Origin of the sequence: Burkholderia sp. B10, assembly GCF_004368385.1 — a bacterium.
GTDB classification, from domain to species: Bacteria; Pseudomonadota; Gammaproteobacteria; order Burkholderiales; family Burkholderiaceae; genus Burkholderia; species Burkholderia vietnamiensis.
The window spans coordinates 84,518-100,983 of record NZ_PQMX01000007.1; the positions used below are offsets into that span (position 1 = coordinate 84,518).

The 16,466-nt window shown below is 67.7% G+C and carries 17 protein-coding genes; 12 read left to right on the plus strand and 5 right to left on the minus strand.

The window, feature by feature from the left end; translation table 11 throughout:
* The first annotated feature begins 47 nt into the window (after window positions 1-47).
* From C3Y15_RS05780 to iscX, 9 genes are all read left to right on the plus strand, one after another.
* On the plus strand, window positions 48-530 hold the full coding sequence (locus C3Y15_RS05780) for a low molecular weight protein-tyrosine-phosphatase (protein WP_011885416.1): 483 nt from the start codon (window positions 48-50) through the stop codon (window positions 528-530).
* Window positions 531-647: 117 nt separating this feature from the next.
* The gene (gene iscR, locus C3Y15_RS05785; RefSeq protein WP_011885415.1) at window positions 648-1,187 is read left to right on the plus strand and encodes a Fe-S cluster assembly transcriptional regulator IscR; all 540 of its coding nucleotides are present in this window, start codon (window positions 648-650) and stop codon (window positions 1,185-1,187) included.
* A 73-nt stretch (window positions 1,188-1,260) separates the two neighbouring features.
* Window positions 1,261-2,484, plus strand: a complete 1,224-nt coding sequence (locus C3Y15_RS05790; protein WP_011885414.1) for an IscS subfamily cysteine desulfurase — start codon at window positions 1,261-1,263, stop codon at window positions 2,482-2,484.
* A gap of 68 nt (window positions 2,485-2,552) precedes the next feature.
* On the plus strand, window positions 2,553-2,960 hold the full coding sequence (iscU, locus tag C3Y15_RS05795) for a Fe-S cluster assembly scaffold IscU (protein ID WP_009691729.1): 408 nt from the start codon (window positions 2,553-2,555) through the stop codon (window positions 2,958-2,960).
* Between the two features lie 64 nt (window positions 2,961-3,024).
* On the plus strand, window positions 3,025-3,348 hold the full coding sequence (gene iscA / locus C3Y15_RS05800; protein WP_011885413.1) for an iron-sulfur cluster assembly protein IscA: 324 nt from the start codon (window positions 3,025-3,027) through the stop codon (window positions 3,346-3,348).
* A gap of 97 nt (window positions 3,349-3,445) precedes the next feature.
* Window positions 3,446-3,973, plus strand: a complete 528-nt coding sequence (gene hscB, locus C3Y15_RS05805; RefSeq protein WP_011885412.1) for a Fe-S protein assembly co-chaperone HscB — start codon at window positions 3,446-3,448, stop codon at window positions 3,971-3,973.
* Between the two features lie 54 nt (window positions 3,974-4,027).
* Window positions 4,028-5,896: a Fe-S protein assembly chaperone HscA gene (gene hscA / locus C3Y15_RS05810; RefSeq protein ID WP_011885411.1), complete on the plus strand. Its 1,869-nt coding sequence runs from the start codon at window positions 4,028-4,030 to the stop codon at window positions 5,894-5,896.
* Between the two features lie 83 nt (window positions 5,897-5,979).
* Window positions 5,980-6,321: an ISC system 2Fe-2S type ferredoxin gene (fdx, locus tag C3Y15_RS05815; RefSeq protein WP_011885410.1), complete on the plus strand. Its 342-nt coding sequence runs from the start codon at window positions 5,980-5,982 to the stop codon at window positions 6,319-6,321.
* 36 nt (window positions 6,322-6,357) lie between these two features.
* Entirely contained in the window at window positions 6,358-6,567 is a 210-nt protein-coding gene (gene iscX, locus C3Y15_RS05820) for a Fe-S cluster assembly protein IscX (protein ID WP_011885409.1), read from the plus strand.
* 109 nt (window positions 6,568-6,676) lie between these two features.
* Here iscX and C3Y15_RS05825 read toward each other — a convergent pair whose 3' ends face one another.
* From C3Y15_RS05825 to C3Y15_RS05845, 5 genes are all read right to left on the minus strand, one after another.
* Window positions 6,677-7,405: a glycine zipper 2TM domain-containing protein gene (locus tag C3Y15_RS05825; protein ID WP_014723279.1), complete on the minus strand. Its 729-nt coding sequence runs from the start codon at window positions 7,403-7,405 to the stop codon at window positions 6,677-6,679.
* A gap of 347 nt (window positions 7,406-7,752) precedes the next feature.
* Window positions 7,753-9,279 (minus strand): lysine--tRNA ligase, encoded by a 1,527-nt coding sequence (lysS, locus tag C3Y15_RS05830; protein ID WP_124259921.1) that lies wholly within the window; start codon window positions 9,277-9,279, stop codon window positions 7,753-7,755.
* 75 nt (window positions 9,280-9,354) lie between these two features.
* A protein-coding gene (gene prfB, locus C3Y15_RS05835; RefSeq protein WP_106919330.1) for a peptide chain release factor 2 occupies window positions 9,355-10,459 on the minus strand; the annotation gives its coding sequence in 2 pieces (ribosomal slippage) (window positions 9,355-10,377 and window positions 10,379-10,459; 1,104 coding nt in all).
* A 147-nt stretch (window positions 10,460-10,606) separates the two neighbouring features.
* On the minus strand, window positions 10,607-12,304 hold the full coding sequence (gene recJ / locus C3Y15_RS05840) for a single-stranded-DNA-specific exonuclease RecJ (protein WP_059460476.1): 1,698 nt from the start codon (window positions 12,302-12,304) through the stop codon (window positions 10,607-10,609).
* Between the two features lie 10 nt (window positions 12,305-12,314).
* Window positions 12,315-13,391, minus strand: a complete 1,077-nt coding sequence (locus C3Y15_RS05845) for a hypothetical protein (protein ID WP_059460477.1) — start codon at window positions 13,389-13,391, stop codon at window positions 12,315-12,317.
* Between the two features lie 207 nt (window positions 13,392-13,598).
* On the opposite strand from C3Y15_RS05845, the gene C3Y15_RS05850 reads away from it, so the two are divergent.
* From C3Y15_RS05850 to C3Y15_RS05860, 3 genes are all read left to right on the plus strand, one after another.
* On the plus strand, window positions 13,599-14,852 hold the full coding sequence (locus C3Y15_RS05850; protein ID WP_059456381.1) for a lipoprotein-releasing ABC transporter permease subunit: 1,254 nt from the start codon (window positions 13,599-13,601) through the stop codon (window positions 14,850-14,852).
* Between the two features lie 55 nt (window positions 14,853-14,907).
* Window positions 14,908-15,603 carry a lipoprotein-releasing ABC transporter ATP-binding protein LolD gene (gene lolD / locus C3Y15_RS05855; RefSeq protein WP_014723276.1) on the plus strand — a complete coding sequence of 232 codons (696 nt, stop codon included), beginning with the start codon at window positions 14,908-14,910 and terminating at the stop codon, window positions 15,601-15,603.
* A 62-nt stretch (window positions 15,604-15,665) separates the two neighbouring features.
* Entirely contained in the window at window positions 15,666-16,454 is a 789-nt protein-coding gene (locus tag C3Y15_RS05860; RefSeq protein ID WP_014723275.1) for a TatD family hydrolase, read from the plus strand.
* Window positions 16,455-16,466: the final 12 nt, after the last annotated feature.

A 16,466-nucleotide genomic window follows, 5' to 3' on the forward strand; every position in this document is an offset into this window, starting at 1 on the left:
GGCGCGTTCCTCTCCGACGCGGCTTGCCGCGGCTTTCCGATAGTGCGATGACCCGCGTTGCGATCTGTTTCGTTTGTCTGGGCAATATCTGCCGTTCGCCCACCGCGGAAGGCGTGATGCGTCATCAGATCGACGCGGCCGGGCTGGCTGATCGGATCGCGGTCGATTCGGCCGGCACCGGCGACTGGCACGTCGGCGAGCCGCCCGACACGCGCGCACAGGCGGCCGCCCGCACGCGCGGCTACGATCTTTCGACGTTGCGCGCGCGGCAGGTGAGCGCGGCCGACTTCGAAGCGTTCGACCTGCTGCTCGCGATGGACGAAGCCAATTTCGCGGAACTGCGCCGGCGCTGCCCGCCCCGGCATCGCGACAAGGTGCGGCTGCTGATGGAATTCGCGCCGGGCGCGACCGCCACCGAAGTGGCCGATCCTTACTTCGGCGGCGCACACGGCTTCGAACAGGTGCTCGATCAGGTCGAACACGCCTGCGCGGGCCTGCTCGACACGCTGCGTCGCGACGTCGCACGCTGAAGCGCGACCCGTATTCAGCGTTCTGCGAATACCCTTTCGAAGACATGGATACTTGACTAAAAACGTCAAATATTTATACTTGACCAAAATCGTCAAGATTGCAGTCCCCTAGACACCATGAGACTCACCACCAAAGGCCGTTTCGCCGTCACGGCGATGATTGACTTGGCACTGCGCCAGGAGCAGGGCCCGGTGACGCTTGCAGGCATCAGCCAGCGCCAGCGGATTTCGCTCTCGTATCTCGAACAGTTGTTCGGCAAGCTGCGCAGGCATGAAATCGTCGAATCCGTGCGCGGCCCGGGCGGCGGCTACAACCTCGCGCGCCGCGCGCAGGACGTCACCGTCGCCGACATCATCATCGCGGTCGACGAACCGCTCGACGCGACGCAATGCGGCGGCAAGGGCGCGTGCGACGGCTCGAAGCAGCCCGACGGTCATTGCATGACGCACGAGCTGTGGTCGACGCTGAACCAGAAGATGGTCGAGTACCTCGATTCGGTTTCGCTGCAGGATCTCGTCGATCAGCAGCGCGCCCGCGAGGGCGCGCCGGCCGTGCTGCGCGACCGGCGTACGCCCGAGCCGGCCGCCGCGCCGGCCGAGCCGGTTCGCACGATGCCCCTCGGCCCGAATTCGGTGTTCAACATCGCGAGTTCGTGAGCGTCGTACACCACCGCGCACCCCGCACACCCATAACGCACATAGTCCCTGCACAGAATCCCCGGAGCGACAGATGACCCAACAGACCCTCCACCTGCCCATCTACATGGATTACAGCGCGACGACGCCGGTCGATCCGCGCGTGGTCGACAAGATGGTGCCGTACCTGCGCGAGCGGTTCGGCAACCCGGCGTCGCGCAGCCACGCCTACGGCTGGGACGCGGAGCACGCGGTCGAGGAAGCGCGCGAGCAGGTGGCTGCGCTCGTGAATGCGGACCCGCGCGAGATCATCTGGACGTCGGGCGCCACGGAGTCGGACAACCTCGCGATCAAGGGCGCCGCGCACTTCTACAAGGGCAAGGGCAAGCACATCATCACGGTGAAGACCGAGCACAAGGCCGTGCTCGACACCTGCCGCGAACTCGAGCGCGAGGGCTTCGAGGTCACCTATCTCGACGTGAAGGAAGACGGTCTGCTCGACCTCGACGTGTTCAAGGCCGCGCTGCGCCCGGACACGATCCTCGTGTCGGTGATGCACGTGAACAACGAGATCGGCGTGATCCAGGACATCGCGACGATCGGTGAGATCTGCCGCGAGAAGGGCATCGTGTTCCACGTCGACGCCGCGCAGTCGACCGGCAAGGTCGAGATCGACCTCGCGAAGCTGAAGGTCGACCTGATGTCGTTCTCGGCGCACAAGACCTACGGCCCGAAGGGCATCGGTGCGCTGTACGTGCGCCGCAAGCCGCGCGTGCGCATCGAAGCGCAGATGCACGGCGGCGGCCACGAGCGCGGCATGCGTTCGGGCACGCTGGCGACGCACCAGATCGTCGGCATGGGCGAAGCGTTCCGCATCGCGCGCGAAGAAATGGCGACCGAGAACGAGCGCATCCGGATGCTGCGCGACAAGCTGCTGCGCGGCCTGTCGCAGATCGAGGAAACCTACGTGAACGGCGACATGGAGCACCGTGTGCCGCACAACCTGAACATCAGCTTCAACTTCGTCGAAGGCGAGTCGCTGATCATGGCGATCAAGGACGTCGCGGTGTCGTCGGGCTCGGCGTGCACGTCGGCGTCGCTCGAGCCGTCGTACGTGCTGCGTGCGCTCGGCCGCAACGACGAACTCGCGCACAGCTCGATCCGCTTCACGGTCGGCCGCTTCACGACGGAAGAGGAAGTCGACTTCGTGATCGATCTGCTGAACAGCAAGATCGCGAAGCTGCGCGAGCTGTCGCCGCTCTGGGAAATGCACCAGGAAGGCATCGATCTGTCGACGATCGAATGGGCTGCACACTGAACACCGCATTGCATACATTCGCGCGCGGATTTACGCACGCAGACGTAACGAGTCAAGGAGTCTGAGTCATGTCATACAGCAACAAGGTTCTGGATCACTACGAAAACCCGCGTAACGTCGGTTCGTTCGCGAAAGACGACGACGCGGTCGGCACCGGCATGGTCGGCGCGCCCGCCTGCGGCGACGTGATGAAGCTGCAGATCCGCGTCGGCGCGGACGGCGTGATCGAAGACGCGAAGTTCAAGACCTACGGCTGCGGTTCGGCCATCGCATCGAGCTCGCTCGTGACCGAATGGGTGAAGGGCAAGACGCTCGACGAGGCGCTCTCGATCAAGAACACGCAGATCGCCGAAGAACTGGCGCTGCCGCCGGTGAAGATTCACTGCTCGATCCTCGCGGAAGACGCGATCAAGGCAGCCGTGGCCGACTACAAGAAGCGCCACGACACCAAGGAAGGCGATCAGGCAGCAGCCTGAGCGGCAACGAGCGGCTTGTGAAGGAACCGGGTGCGCGCTGGCCGCGCACCGCGGCAAGGACATCATGGCAATTACACTGACCGAAAAAGCAGCACAGCACGTCCAGAAATACCTCGTCCGGCGCGGCAAGGGTGTTGGCCTGCGGCTTGGCGTTCGCACGACCGGGTGCTCGGGGCTCGCGTACAAGCTCGAGTATGTCGACGAGCTGGCCCCCGAGGATCAGGTGTTCGAGAGCCATGGCGTGAAGGTCGTCGTCGATCCGAAGAGCCTCGCGTACATCGACGGCACCGAGCTCGACTTCGCGCGCGAAGGTCTGAACGAAGGGTTCAAGTTCAACAACCCGAACGTGAAGGACGAGTGCGGGTGCGGCGAATCGTTCCGCGTGTGACGACGCGGGTTTCCGCGCAATGCGGGCAAGAGGCGGCACGAGCCGCCTTTTTAATGTGCGGCGTTCGCCGCGCAACGAACCGGAATTGAACGCGACGATGGTTTCGCTGAAAGACAGCCACTTCGACCTGTTTCACCTGCCGGCGCAATTCGCGCTCGACGACGCGGCGCTCGACGACGCGTATCGCACGGTGCAGACGCAGGTGCATCCGGACCGCTTTGCAGCGGCGGGCGACGCGCAAAAGCGCATCGCGATGCAATGGGCGACCCGTGCGAACGAGGCGTACCGCACGCTGCGCGATCCGCTGCAGCGCGCGAGCTATCTGCTGTCGCTGCGCGGCGTCGACATCGGCGCGGAAAACAACACCGCGATGGAGCCCGCGTTCCTGATGCAGCAGATGGAATGGCGCGAAGGCATCGAGGATGCCGCGGCCGCGCGCAACGTCGACGCGCTCGACGCGCTGCTCGCCGAGCTGCGCGACGAAAAGCGCGTGCGCATCGAGCGCCTCGGCACGCTGCTCGACAGCGGCGCCGACCAGGCTGCCGCCGAGGCCGTACGCCAGTTGATGTTCATCGAACGGGTCGCGTCGGAAGTCGGCGCGCAGATCGAGCGTCTCGAAACTTAACCGCGTGCCTCGCGGCACGCGCAGCAAACGGGCCGAGCGCCCGAACGAACCAAGATGGCTTTACTGCAAATTTCCGAACCGGGCATGGCGCCGGCGCCGCACCAGCGGCGGCTTGCCGTCGGCATCGATCTCGGCACGACGAATTCGCTCGTCGCCGCCGTGCGCAACAGCGTGCCCGAAGTGCTGCCGGACGAAGCGGGCCGCGTCCTGCTGCCGTCGGTGGTGCGCTACCTGGAGAAGGGCGGCCGCCGCATCGGCTACGAAGCGAAGGAGCAGGCCGCGACCGATCCGCGCAACACCATCGTGTCGGTCAAGCGCTTCATGGGCCGCGGCAAGGCCGAGGTCGAAGGCGGGGCGAACGCGCCGTATGAATTCGTCGACGCACCGGGGATGGTGCAGATCCGCACGATCGACGGCGTGAAGAGCCCGGTCGAAGTGTCGGCCGAGATTCTCGCGACGCTGCGCTACCGGGCCGAGGACACGCTCGGCGACGAGCTGGTCGGCGCGGTCATCACGGTGCCCGCGTATTTCGACGACGCGCAGCGCCAGGCGACCAAGGACGCCGCGCGCCTCGCCGGTCTGAACGTGCTGCGCCTGCTGAACGAACCGACCGCGGCCGCGATCGCCTACGGCCTCGACAATGGGTCGGAAGGCCTCTATGCGGTGTACGACCTGGGCGGCGGCACGTTCGACCTGTCGATCCTGAAGCTGACCAAGGGCGTGTTCGAAGTGCTCGCCGCGGGCGGCGATTCCGCGCTCGGCGGCGACGATTTCGATCACGCGCTGTTCGGCCACGTGCTCGCGCAGGCCGGCATCGACGCGCACACGCTCGCGCCCGAGGACGTGCGGCTGCTGCTCGATCGCGTGCGGGTGGTGAAGGAGGCGTTGTCGTCGGCGCCGCACGCGTCGCTCGATGTGACGCTGTCGAGCGGCGCGCATCTCGTGCAGACGATTTCGCACGACACGTTCGCCGCGCTGGTCGAGCCGCTGGTGCAGCGCACGCTGACGCCGACCCGCAAGGCGCTGCGCGACGCGCAGGTGAGCCCGGCCGACATCAAGGGCGTCGTGCTGGTCGGCGGCGCGACGCGCATGCCGGTGATCCGCGCGGCCGTGGAGCAGTTTTTCGGCCAGCCGCCGCTCGTCAACCTCGATCCCGATCAGGTCGTCGCGCTCGGCGCGGCGATTCAGGCCGATCTGCTGGCCGGCAATCGAGGCAACGGCGACGACTGGCTGCTGCTCGATGTGATCCCGCTGTCGCTCGGCGTCGAGACGATGGGCGGGCTCGTCGAGAAGATCATTCCGCGCAATTCGACGATTCCGATCGCGCGCGCGCAGGAATTCACGACCTTCAAGGACGGCCAGACCGCGATGGCGATCCACGTCGTGCAGGGCGAGCGCGAACTCGTCGCCGACTGCCGGTCGCTCGCGCGTTTCGAGCTGCGCGGCATCCCGCCGATGACGGCCGGTGCGGCGCGCATTCGCGTGACCTATCAGGTCGACGCGGACGGCCTGCTGTCGGTGTTCGCGCGTGAACAGCTGTCGGGCGTCGAGGCGTCGGTCGTCGTAAAGCCATCGTACGGCCTCGCCGACGACGATATCGCGAAGATGCTCGAGGACAGCTTCAAGACCGCCGAGATCGACATGCGTGCGCGCGCGCTGCGCGAAGCGCAGGTCGAGGCCGAGCGGATGATCGAGGCGACGCAGGCGGCGCTCGCGGCCGACGGCGAATTGCTCGACGCGGACGAGCGCGAACAGGTCGACGCGCTCGTCGCGGCGCTGCGCACGATCGCTGCGGGCGACGACGCCCACGCGATCGAAACCGCGACCAAGGCGCTCGCCGACGGCACCGACGAATTCGCGGCGCGCCGCATGGACAAGAGCATCAAGCGTGCGCTGTCCGGCCGGCGGCTCGACGAGATCTGAACGAACCGCACCGGCCCGGCGACGGCCGGTGCGATATTGAACCGTGCGGCGCGAGCCGCCGCACCTTGACTGACGGAACCGACATGCCTCAATTGGTGGTGCTGCCTCACGTCGAACTGTGCCCGGACGGCGCGGTGATCGACGCGACGCCCGGCAAGAGTATTTGCGACAACCTGCTCGACAACGGGATCGAGATCGAGCATGCATGCGAGAAGTCGTGCGCATGCACGACCTGTCACGTGGTGATCCGCGAGGGCTTCAACGCGCTCGAGCCGTCCGACGAGGACGAGGACGACCTGCTCGACAAGGCCTGGGGCCTCGAGCCGACGTCGCGTCTGTCGTGCCAGGCGATCGTGACGGAAGATTCGGATCTGGTGGTCGAGATTCCGAAGTACTCGATCAACCACGCGAAGGAAAATCACTGACGCGTCGCCACGGCAGCGCATACGGGAGGGCAGGCGATGAAATGGACCGATTCGCGCGAAATCGCAATCGCGCTGGCAGACAAGCATCCGGACGTCGATCCGCAGCGGATCAACTTCGTCGAGTTGCGCCAATGGGTGATCGAGCTCGACGGCTTCTCGGACGACCCGGCACACTCCGGCGAGAAGATTCTCGAAGCGATCCAGGCGCACTGGATCGACGAGTCCGACTTCGACGACGAAGACTGAGCGTCGTTAAACCGTCGCCCGCCCATGCAAAAAGGCTCGTGAATCCTCACGAGCCTTTTTTCGTTTCAGTGCGACGGCGCGGGTGACCGTGCCGCGTTACGTGCCGACGTTACGCGCCCACCAGCGTACCGTTCTCGATCCGCACGCGCTGGCCCTGGCCGAACGGCGGCGGGTTGTGGTACGTGAACGTGCGGGTCGCGCCGCTTTCCATCTGGACCTCGACCTGATAGTCGGTTTCCGCGCGGACCTGCTTCTCGACCTGGTTGCCGGCCAGGCCGCCGCCGAGCGCGCCGATGATGGTCATCGCGGTGCGGCCGTTGCCGCGGCCGAACTGGTTGCCGAGCAGGCCGCCGGCCGCTGCGCCGCCGACCGCGCCGATCCCCGAGCTCTGGCCCGGCGTACGCGTTTGCGTGATCGCGACGATCGTGCCGCAGCTCTGGCAATAGGCCGGCTGCGCGGGCGCGCCCGACTGCTGCGCATATTGCGGCGGCTGCGGCGCCGGGGCACGGCGGTGGTGCGTGGCCGCCGGGCGCGGAGCCGGCTTCGGCTCGGCCTGCGCGATGGCCTTTTGCTGCTCGGCCTTCTGCTGCGCCGCTTCCTGCTCGGCTTGCGCGGCACGCGCGGCGCTGGCCGCAGCGGCCGTGTCGACGGCCGGCTGCGACGCGATCAGCGCGGCCTGGGTCTGGCCGTTCTGCTCGTTGTTGCTACTGGCCTTCGGGAAGATGCCCGTGATGGCGGCGGTGGCCGCCAGGCTGGCGACGATGACGGCGCCTGCGGCGGTCGCGATCAGCGGGTGCAGGCGTTGCTTTTGCGGCGTGGTCTGATTCTGGTTGTCCATATTCTTCTCCGGTGTCGATTCGGCCGGCAATAGCGCGGCGGCCGGATCCCACGCTCGGGAGCGATCGGACGTGGCGTGCGATGCCGCGTTCCGGTCCCGTGGTCATGCGTGGTGACGCAACAGGAGTGTCGTCGACGCGCGCTGCGCGCACCGTATCAAGGTGTAACCAATTGAAGCAGCGCGTTGGCGGCCGATCTCGGGAAAACCCGAGGCAAGCCGTTGCGGCGAGGAAATAAAACGGGGAGGGAGCGAATGCCGGCGAGCGCCGGCAGGCGGGATTTACGCACGGTTACAAAGCCGCCGCGTGGGCACCGCGCGGCGCGCGGGCGCACACGCGGCGCGGCCGGTCAGTCTTCGCGGCGCAGATGGGGGAACAGCAGCACGTCGCGGATCGTCGGGCTGTCGGTCAGCAGCATCACGAGACGGTCGATGCCGATCCCGCAACCGCCGGTCGGCGGCATCCCGTGTTCGAGCGCGCGGATGTAGTCGGCGTCGAAGAACATCGCTTCCTCGTCGCCCGCGTCCTTTTGCTCGACCTGCTTCTTGAAGCGTGCAGCCTGATCTTCCGGATCGTTCAGCTCCGAGAAGCCGTTTGCGATCTCGCGGCCCGTCATGAACAGCTCGAAGCGCTCGGTGATGCCCGGCACCGTATCGGACGCGCGCGCGAGCGGCGACACTTCGACCGGGTAGTCGATGATGTAGGTCGGCTCCCACAGTTGCGACTCGGCGGTTTCCTCGAACAGCGCGAGCTGCAGCGCGCCGATGCCGGCGTTCAGGAAGGCCGGCTGCGACACGTCGACGCCGAGGCGCTTCAGTTCGGTGCGCAGGAATGCGTCGTCCGACAGCTGGCCGTCGGTGTACTGCGGCGCGTACTTCTGGATCGCCTGCGTGATCGTCAGACGATGGAACGGCTTCGCGAGATCGAGCTCGCGGCCTTGATACTGGATCGTCGCAGTGCCGAGCGCATCGATCGCCGCCTGGCGGATCAGCTGCTCGGTGAAGTCCATCAGCCAGCGGTAGTCGGTGTACGCGGCGTAGAACTCCATCATCGTGAATTCCGGGTTGTGGCGCGGCGACACGCCTTCGTTCCGGAAGTTACGGTTGATCTCGAACACGCGCTCGAAGCCGCCGACGATCAGCCGCTTCAGATACAGCTCCGGCGCGATGCGCAGGAACATCTGCATGTCGAGTGCGTTGTGATGCGTGATGAACGGCTTGGCCGCCGCGCCGCCCGGGATCGGGTGCAGCATCGGCGTTTCGACTTCCATGAAGTCGGCGTTCTCCATGAAGCGGCGGATCGACGAGATCGTCTTGGTGCGCGCGCGGAACGTGTCGCGCGTTTCCGGCGTGACGATCAGGTCGACGTAGCGCTGGCGATAGCGCATTTCCTGGTCGGCGAGGCCGTGGAACTTGTCCGGCAGCGGGCGCAGCGCCTTCGCCAGCAAACGCAGTTCCTTGCACTGCACCGACAGCTCGCCCTTGTTGGTGCGGAACAGCACGCCGCGCGCGGCGACGATGTCGCCGAGGTCCCACTTCTTGAACGCGTCGTAGGTTTCCGCGCCGACGTCGTTCGGCGTCACGAAGAACTGGATCTGGCCCGAACCGTCCTGCACCGTCGCGAAGCTCGCCTTGCCCATCACGCGCTTGAGCATCATGCGGCCGGCGACCGACACCTCGACCGGGTTCGCTTCGAGCGCAGCCTTGTCCGAGTCGGCGTAGGTCGACTGGAGCTTGGCGGCGTGATGCGTCGGCCGGAAATCGTTCGGATACGCGACGCCTTGCTCGCGCAACGCGCGCAGCTTGTCGCGGCGCTCGGCAATGATCTGGTTTTCGTCCGCCGCGACGGCGGGCTGCGTTTGGGTCGGTTCGGTCATGATGGTCGGAATTCGGAATGGGTGCGGCAACGCAAACGGGAAGGGCGGCGCGACCGAGGGGCCGCGCCGCGGCGCTTACACGCCCTGTTTGAGGCTCGCGCTGATGAAGTCGTCGAGATCGCCGTCGAGCACGGCTTTCGTGTTGCTCATTTCGACGTTCGTGCGGAGATCCTTCACGCGGCTCTGGTCGAGCACGTACGAACGGATCTGGTGGCCCCAGCCCACGTCGGTCTTGCTCGATTCGAGCTTGTCCTGCTCGGCCTGGCGCTTGCGCATCTCGGCTTCGTACAGGCGCGACTTCAGCATGGCCATCGCTTCGGCGCGGTTGCGGTGCTGCGAACGGTCGTTCTGGCACTGCACGACGATGCCGGTCGGCATGTGCGTGATCCGCACCGCGGAGTCAGTCTTGTTGATGTGCTGGCCGCCCGCGCCCGAGGCGCGGTAGGTGTCGATGCGCAGGTCGGCCGGGTTCACCTCGACTTCGATCGAGTCGTCGATTTCGGGATACACGAACACCGACGAGAACGACGTGTGGCGGCCGCCCGACGAGTCGAACGGCGACTTGCGCACGAGCCGGTGAATGCCGGTTTCGGTGCGCAGGAAGCCGTACGCGTATTCGCCCGACACCTTGATCGTCGCGTTCTTGATGCCGGCGACGTCGCCGTCGGATTCTTCGAGCACTTCGGCCTTGAAGCCCTTGCGCTCGCAGTAGCGCAGGTACTGGCGCAGCAGCATCGACGCCCAGTCGCACGCCTCGGTGCCGCCGGCGCCGGCCTGGATGTCGATGAAGCAGTTGTTCGGGTCGGCCGGGTTCGAGAACATCCGGCGGAATTCGATGTCGCCGACGCGCGCGGCGAGCTTGTTCGCGTCGTCTTCGGACGCGAGCAGCGTGTCTTCGTCGCCTTCTTCGCGGGCGAGCTCGAACAGGTCGAGCGCGTCGCGCAGGTCGCTATCGAGCGCGGTCAGCGTCGTGACGACGCCTTCGAGCAGCTTCTTCTCGCGGCCGAGCGCCTGGGCGTTCTTCGAATCGTTCCAGACGTTCGGGTCTTCCAGTTCCTTGTTGACTTCGGTCAGACGCGCAGCCTTGGCGTCGTAGTCAAAGATACCCCCGAAGCTCGCCCGCGCGGTTGCGCAGGTCGAGCAGGGAGCTTTCGATCGCGTTGAGACGTTCCGCTTCCATGATCGTTCGCTGTTCTTGCTTCGTAAAAAAGCGGAATTATAGCCGATCGGCGGGGTGTCCCGGTGACGCGGAGTGTGCTTGCATGCGTGCGGCGGCCCGTTGCCGCGCGCCGCACGCGCGGCCGGCGGGATGGCGCGCGGCCGCCGTTCAGCCGGCCGCGTGCTCGACGACGAGCTGCACGCGCGTCACGCCGTTCCACGTGTCGGCGACCAGCCGGTACGCGATCAGCGCGCTCGCCGGCAGCGGCTCGGTGTGGTTGAACCAGATCGCGTTGAAACGCTGCCGGCCGCGCGCCAGCTGCAGCTTCAGGTGCTTTTCCTTCACGAGCGATTGCGACACGACGTCGAACTCGCCGGAGAAAAGTGGGGCCGGAAAGCCCTGGCCCCAGACGGCCTCGTCGAGCAGCCCGACGAACTGCGGCGTGAAATAGGCGTCCTCGAGCTCGCCGTCGGTCTCGATCACGCGCGCCAGCGCGTCGTCGGACAGCCACTCGCGTGCGACGGCCTCGAACGCGGCCGCGAAGCGCGGCACGTTGGCGGTGTCGAGCGTGAGGCCCGCGGCCATCGCATGACCGCCGAATGCGACGATCAGGTCCGGCTCGCGCTTCGAGACGAGGTCGAGCGCGTCGCGCAGATGGAAACCGGCAATCGACCGTCCCGAGCCCTTCACGCGCGTGCCGCTTTCGTCCGCATGCGCGAACGTGAACGACGGGCGGTGGAATTTCTCCTTGAGCCGCCCGGCGACGATGCCGATCACGCCCTGGTGCCATGCGGGGTTGAACAGCGTGATGGTGCACGCGTCGGCGGGATCGACGTCGGCGAGATCGGCGAGCGCCTGCTGCTGCATGCCGGCCTCGATTTCGCGGCGCTCGCGGTTCATCGCGTCGAGCTGCTGCGCGAGCTCCCATGCGCGGCCGATGTCGTCGGTGATCAGGCATTCGATCCCGAGCGACATGTCGGAGAGCCGTCCCGCCGCGTTCAGGCGCGGCCCGACGCCGAAGCCGAGATCGAAGCCCGACGCGGTGCGCGCGTCGCGGCCCGCGGCGCGGAACAGCGCGGCGATGCCCGGCTGCATGCGGCCGTTGCGGATCCGGTGCAGCCCCTGCGCGACCAGCACGCGGTTGTTGCCGTCGAGCCGCACCACGTCGGCGACGGTGCCGAGCGCGACCAGATCGAGCAGCCCGTCGAGGCGCGGCTCCGCGTCCTTGCTGGCGAACGCGCCGCGCCGGCGCAGCTCCGCGCGCAGCGCGAGCAGCACGTAGAACATCACGCCGACGCCGGCGATGTGCTTGCTCGGGAACGCACAGCCCGGCTGGTTCGGGTTGACGATCGCGCGCGCGGCGGGCAGCGCGTCGCCGGGCAGATGGTGGTCGGTCACCAGCACGGCGATGCCGCGCGCGTTCGCGGCTTCGACGCCGGCGACGCTCGCGATCCCGTTGTCGACGGTGATCAGCAGGTCCGGCTTGCGTGCCGCCGCCAGCTCGACGATCTCCGGCGTGAGCCCGTAGCCGTATTCGAAGCGGTTCGGCACGAGGTAGTCGATCTGCGCGCCGAACATGCGCAGGCCGCGCACCGCGACCGCGCAGGCGGTCGCGCCGTCGCAGTCGTAGTCGGCGACGACCAGCAGGCGTCGCCGCTCGGCGATCGCGTCGGCGAGCAGCGCGGCGGCGTCGGCGCAGCCTTTGAGGTCGGTGGGCGGGACGAGGCGTGCGAGCGCGGTCTCGATGTCGGTCGGCGACTGCACGCCGCGCGACGCGTACAGGCGCGCGAGTACGGGGTGCAGGCCGTGGCGCGCGAGCGCGGCGGCGTCGGCGGGGGCGACGGGGCGGGTAACGATGCGGGTCATACGGATGCGGTCATTCGAACAGGGACGCCAGCGCGCGGCGGCGCCAGAACTTGCGCAGGTCGCCGCGCGTCGCGTGCAGCGTGACGGAGCTCGTGTCGCCGCACAGCGTGAATTCGACGCCGGCCAGCTCGCCGTTCTGCAGCGCGGCGAGCGACGGTGCGAACCAGTCGCGCTCGAGCACGGCGAGCGCGTCGTGCCAGCGTGCCCAGTCCTGTTCGATGTACGGCGCGGACAGCGACGGCAGCTCGACGAGCGTCGCACCGGCCGCGGCGGGCAGCGCGCCGAAGGCGCTCGGCACGACGCCGGTCTCGGCCTGCGCGGCGCGCGCGAGGCCCAGTGCCGCGGGCGATGCCGACAGCACGCGCCCGAACGGCTTGCCGACCGGCTTGAGCGTGCCCTGCGCATGGAACCAGATCGAATTGACGGCCGGCAAGCCGCGCGCTTCGCGCGCTTCGTTGACGGGATGCTGGAACCACGCCATCTGGACTTCGTTCTGCAGCTTCATCCACATCCGCGACCGCTCGCCGGTGTGCGCCTCGTGCGGCAGCCAGATCTCGATGTTGCGGCCGCTCGCGCGCAGCGGCGCGGCGCCGGCAAGGCGTGCGAGCTGCTCGCTCGACAGATACCAGCGCGCCGGCTGCGGCGCTTCGAGCCGCACGCCGAGTTCCTCGATCAGCGGCCGCGCGACCGCGAGCAGGGCGGCCGCGTCGCCTTCGTCGAGCGCGAGGCTCGCCGGATCGACGAGCACCAGGTGATCGTGCGCGATTTCGACGTGCACGGGTTCGACGCACGCCCACGCGAGCGCGCCTGGGTCGCCGCCGTCGGCCAGCAGCATGTACGGGGCGAGCGGCGCCTCGTCGGCCGCGTTGCCGTGGGTCGCGCCGAACCGGCGGGCGAGCCAGCGCTCGTGCGGCAGCGTGCGCTGGAAGTCCTCGCCGGCCACGCGCTCGACGACGCTCGCGCGGGCGAGCAACTTTTCGAGCGCGGGACTGTCCAGCGTGTGCAGGGACGAGGCCGCATCGGCCGCCGACGGCAGCGCGAACGGAACGAGAAAATGGAGGCGTCGGTCGTGCATGATGGTGCGCATTGTATGGCAAACTGCGCGCGTGATCGGGCCGGCTCAGGGTTCGAACCGAGGTTCGGGCCGGCGCGATCGGGCCCGATCGCGCGGCGGCTGCCGCCGCGGTCGCGCTTGCGGCGGCCGGCTGGCCGTCGCCGCAGCGCACCGCGCCGGATCGTTGCCCGTCCCCGCCGTCACCCGCAGAACCCGCCGTAACCAGCAGAAAGGATTCGCTTGAAACTTCCGTACGAATGGCAGATCGGCTGGCGCTACACGCGCGCCGGCAAACGCACGACCGGCAACGGCTTCATTTCCTTCATCGCGCTCGTATCGATGCTCGGGATCGCGCTCGGCGTCGCGGCGCTGATCGTCGTGCTGTCCGTGATGAACGGCTTCCAGAAGGAGGTGCGCGACCGCATGCTGTCGGTGCTCGCGCACGTCGAGGTGTTTTCGCCGACCGGCTCGATGCCGGACTGGCAACTCACGGCGCAGGAGGCGCGGCGCAATCCGTCGGTGATCGGCGCGGCGCCGTACGTCGACGCGCAGGCGCTGCTCACGCGCCAGGACGCGGTGAGCGGCGTGATGCTGCGCGGCGTCGAGCCGTCGCTCGAGCCGCAGGTGTCCGACATCGGCAAGGACATGAAGGCCGGCCGCCTCGACGCGCTGGTGCCCGGCCAGTTCGGCATCGTGCTCGGCGATGCGCTCGCCGGCAATCTCGGCGTGACGGTCGGTGACAAGGTCACGCTGGTCGCACCGGAGGGCACGATCACGCCGGCCGGGATGATGCCGCGGCTCAAGCAGTTCACGGTCGTCGGCGTGTTCGAATCGGGCCATTACGAATACGACAGCACGCTCGCGATGATCGACATCCGCGACGCCGAGGCGCTGTTCCGGATGAGCGCGCCGACCGGCGTGCGGCTGCGGCTCAGCGACATGCAGAAGGCGCCGCAGGTCGCGGTCGAGCTGTCGCACACGTTGTCGGGCAGCCTCTACATCCGCGACTGGACGCAGCAGAACAAGACCTGGTTCTCGGCCGTGCAGATCGAGAAGCGGATGATGTTCATCATCCTCACGCTGATCATCGCGGTGGCCGCGTTCAACCTCGTGTCGTCGCTCGTGATGACGGTGACCAACAAGCAGGCCGACATCGCGATCCTGCGCACGCTCGGCGCGCAGCCAGGCTCGATCATGAAGATCTTCGTCGTGCAGGGCGTGACGATCGGCTTCGTCGGCACCGCGTCGGGCGTCGCGCTCGGCTGCCTGATCGCGTGGAGCATTCCGTGGTTGATCCCGATGATCGAGCATCTGTTCGGCGTGCAGTTCCTGCCGCCGTCGGTGTACTTCATCAGCGAGCTGCCGTCCGAACTCGTCGCCGGCGACGTGATCAAGATCGGGCTGATCGCGTTCGTGCTGTCGGCCGTCGCGACGCTGTACCCGAGCTGGCGCGGCGCGAAGGTGAAGCCGGCGGAGGCGCTGCGCTATGAATGACCGCGCGACCGCATTCGCGGATTCACGACAACCCATCAGACAGGATTCGGCTGGTATGCAGGAATACGTGCTTCAGGCGCGCGGGATCACGAAGGCGTTCGTGCAGGGCGGCTTCAACGTGCAGGTGCTCAACAACACCGAGCTGACGGTGCGGCGCGGCGAGAAGCTCGCGGTCGTGGGCGCGTCGGGCTCCGGCAAGAGCACGCTGCTGCACGTGCTGGGCGGCCTCGACGAGCCGAGCGCCGGCGAAGTGTCGCTGCTCGGCAAGCCGTTTACGCAGCTCGCCGAGCGCGAGCGCAACGACCTGCGCAATCGCGCGCTCGGGTTCGTCTACCAGTTCCACCATCTGCTGCCGGAGTTCACGGCGCTGGACAACGTCGCGATGCCGCTGCGCATTCGCCGGATGACCACCGAGGACGCGCGCGCGCAGGCACAGGCGATGCTCGAGCGCGTCGGGCTCGGCCCGCGTGCGAAGCATCGGCCGGGCGAGCTGTCCGGCGGCGAGCGGCAGCGTGTCGCGATCGCGCGCGCGCTGGTGACGAAGCCGGCCTGCGTACTCGCCGACGAACCGACCGGCAACCTCGACGGCGCGACGGCCGACACGGTGTTCAACCTGATGCTCGAATTGTCCGAGACGCTCGAAACCAGCTTCGTGATCGTCACGCACGATCCGGAGCTCGCCGCGCGTTGCGACCGCATCATGCGCTTGCGCGACGGCGTGCTGCACGAGGAGCCGGCGCAGCCGGCGTGAGCGCACGCTCGCGCCGCATGCGCGGCCGGGCGACGCATCGCGACGGAGGAGGGAAGCTAGCCATGTGGATCGATACGCATTGCCATCTCGATGCCGGCGAATTCGATGCCGATCGCGACGCCGTCGCGCAGGCGGCGTGCGCGGCCGGCGTGTCGCGCATCGTGATCCCGAGCGTCGGGCGCGACAATTTCACGACCGTGCGCGAGCTTGCGCAGCGCACGCCGGGCGCCGTCTATGCGCTCGGCATCCACCCGCTGTTCACGCCGCACGCGCGCGACGCGGATCTCGACCGGCTGCGCATGGAGATCGAGGCGAGCGTCGACGATCCGCGCTTCGTCGCGATCGGCGAGATCGGCCTCGACTACTTCGTGCCGGGGCTCGACGAAGAACGGCAGCAATTCTTCTATCAGGGGCAGCTCAGGCTCGCGCGCGAATTCGATCTGCCGGTGCTGTGCCACGTGCGCAAGTCGCAGGATCGCGTGCTGGCCGGGCTGCGCCGTTTCGGCGTGCGGCGCGGCATCGCGCATGCGTTCAACGGCAGCTTCCAGCAGGCCGATGCGTATCTCGCCCAGGGGCTGCATCTCGGTTTCGGCGGCAACGTGACATTCGGGCGCGCGTTGCAGATCCGCCGGCTCGCGGCGCAGCTGCCGCTCGATGCGATCGTCGTCGAGACCGACGCGCCCGACATCGCGCCCGAATGGGCGTACAAGTCGCGCAATACGCCCGACCAGGTGCCGCGCATCGGCGCCGTGCTCGCCGAACTGCGCGGCCTCGACCCCCACGCGCTGTCCCTATCCACAACGGCCAACGCGCTCGCCGCGCTGCCGCGCCTCGCACTTTCGTCCGCATAATCGTCGTCACGT

Coding starts and splice junctions, on each gene's coding strand:
- C3Y15_RS05780 (WP_011885416.1), top strand. CDS start 48: ATGACCCGCGTTGCGATCTGTTTCGTTTGTCTGGGCAATATCTGCCGT.
- hscB (WP_011885412.1), top strand. CDS start 3,446: ATGGTTTCGCTGAAAGACAGCCACTTCGACCTGTTTCACCTGCCGGCG.
- C3Y15_RS05790 (WP_011885414.1), top strand. CDS start 1,261: ATGACCCAACAGACCCTCCACCTGCCCATCTACATGGATTACAGCGCG.
- iscX (WP_011885409.1), top strand. CDS start 6,358: ATGAAATGGACCGATTCGCGCGAAATCGCAATCGCGCTGGCAGACAAG.
- C3Y15_RS05845 (WP_059460477.1), bottom strand. CDS start 13,391: ATGCGCACCATCATGCACGACCGACGCCTCCATTTTCTCGTTCCGTTC.
- C3Y15_RS05825 (WP_014723279.1), bottom strand. CDS start 7,405: ATGGACAACCAGAATCAGACCACGCCGCAAAAGCAACGCCTGCACCCG.
- lysS (WP_124259921.1), bottom strand. CDS start 9,279: ATGACCGAACCGACCCAAACGCAGCCCGCCGTCGCGGCGGACGAAAAC.
- fdx (WP_011885410.1), top strand. CDS start 5,980: ATGCCTCAATTGGTGGTGCTGCCTCACGTCGAACTGTGCCCGGACGGC.
- iscR (WP_011885415.1), top strand. CDS start 648: ATGAGACTCACCACCAAAGGCCGTTTCGCCGTCACGGCGATGATTGAC.
- iscU (WP_009691729.1), top strand. CDS start 2,553: ATGTCATACAGCAACAAGGTTCTGGATCACTACGAAAACCCGCGTAAC.
- iscA (WP_011885413.1), top strand. CDS start 3,025: ATGGCAATTACACTGACCGAAAAAGCAGCACAGCACGTCCAGAAATAC.
- recJ (WP_059460476.1), bottom strand. CDS start 12,304: ATGACCCGCATCGTTACCCGCCCCGTCGCCCCCGCCGACGCCGCCGCG.
- lolD (WP_014723276.1), top strand. CDS start 14,908: ATGCAGGAATACGTGCTTCAGGCGCGCGGGATCACGAAGGCGTTCGTG.
- C3Y15_RS05860 (WP_014723275.1), top strand. CDS start 15,666: ATGTGGATCGATACGCATTGCCATCTCGATGCCGGCGAATTCGATGCC.
- hscA (WP_011885411.1), top strand. CDS start 4,028: ATGGCTTTACTGCAAATTTCCGAACCGGGCATGGCGCCGGCGCCGCAC.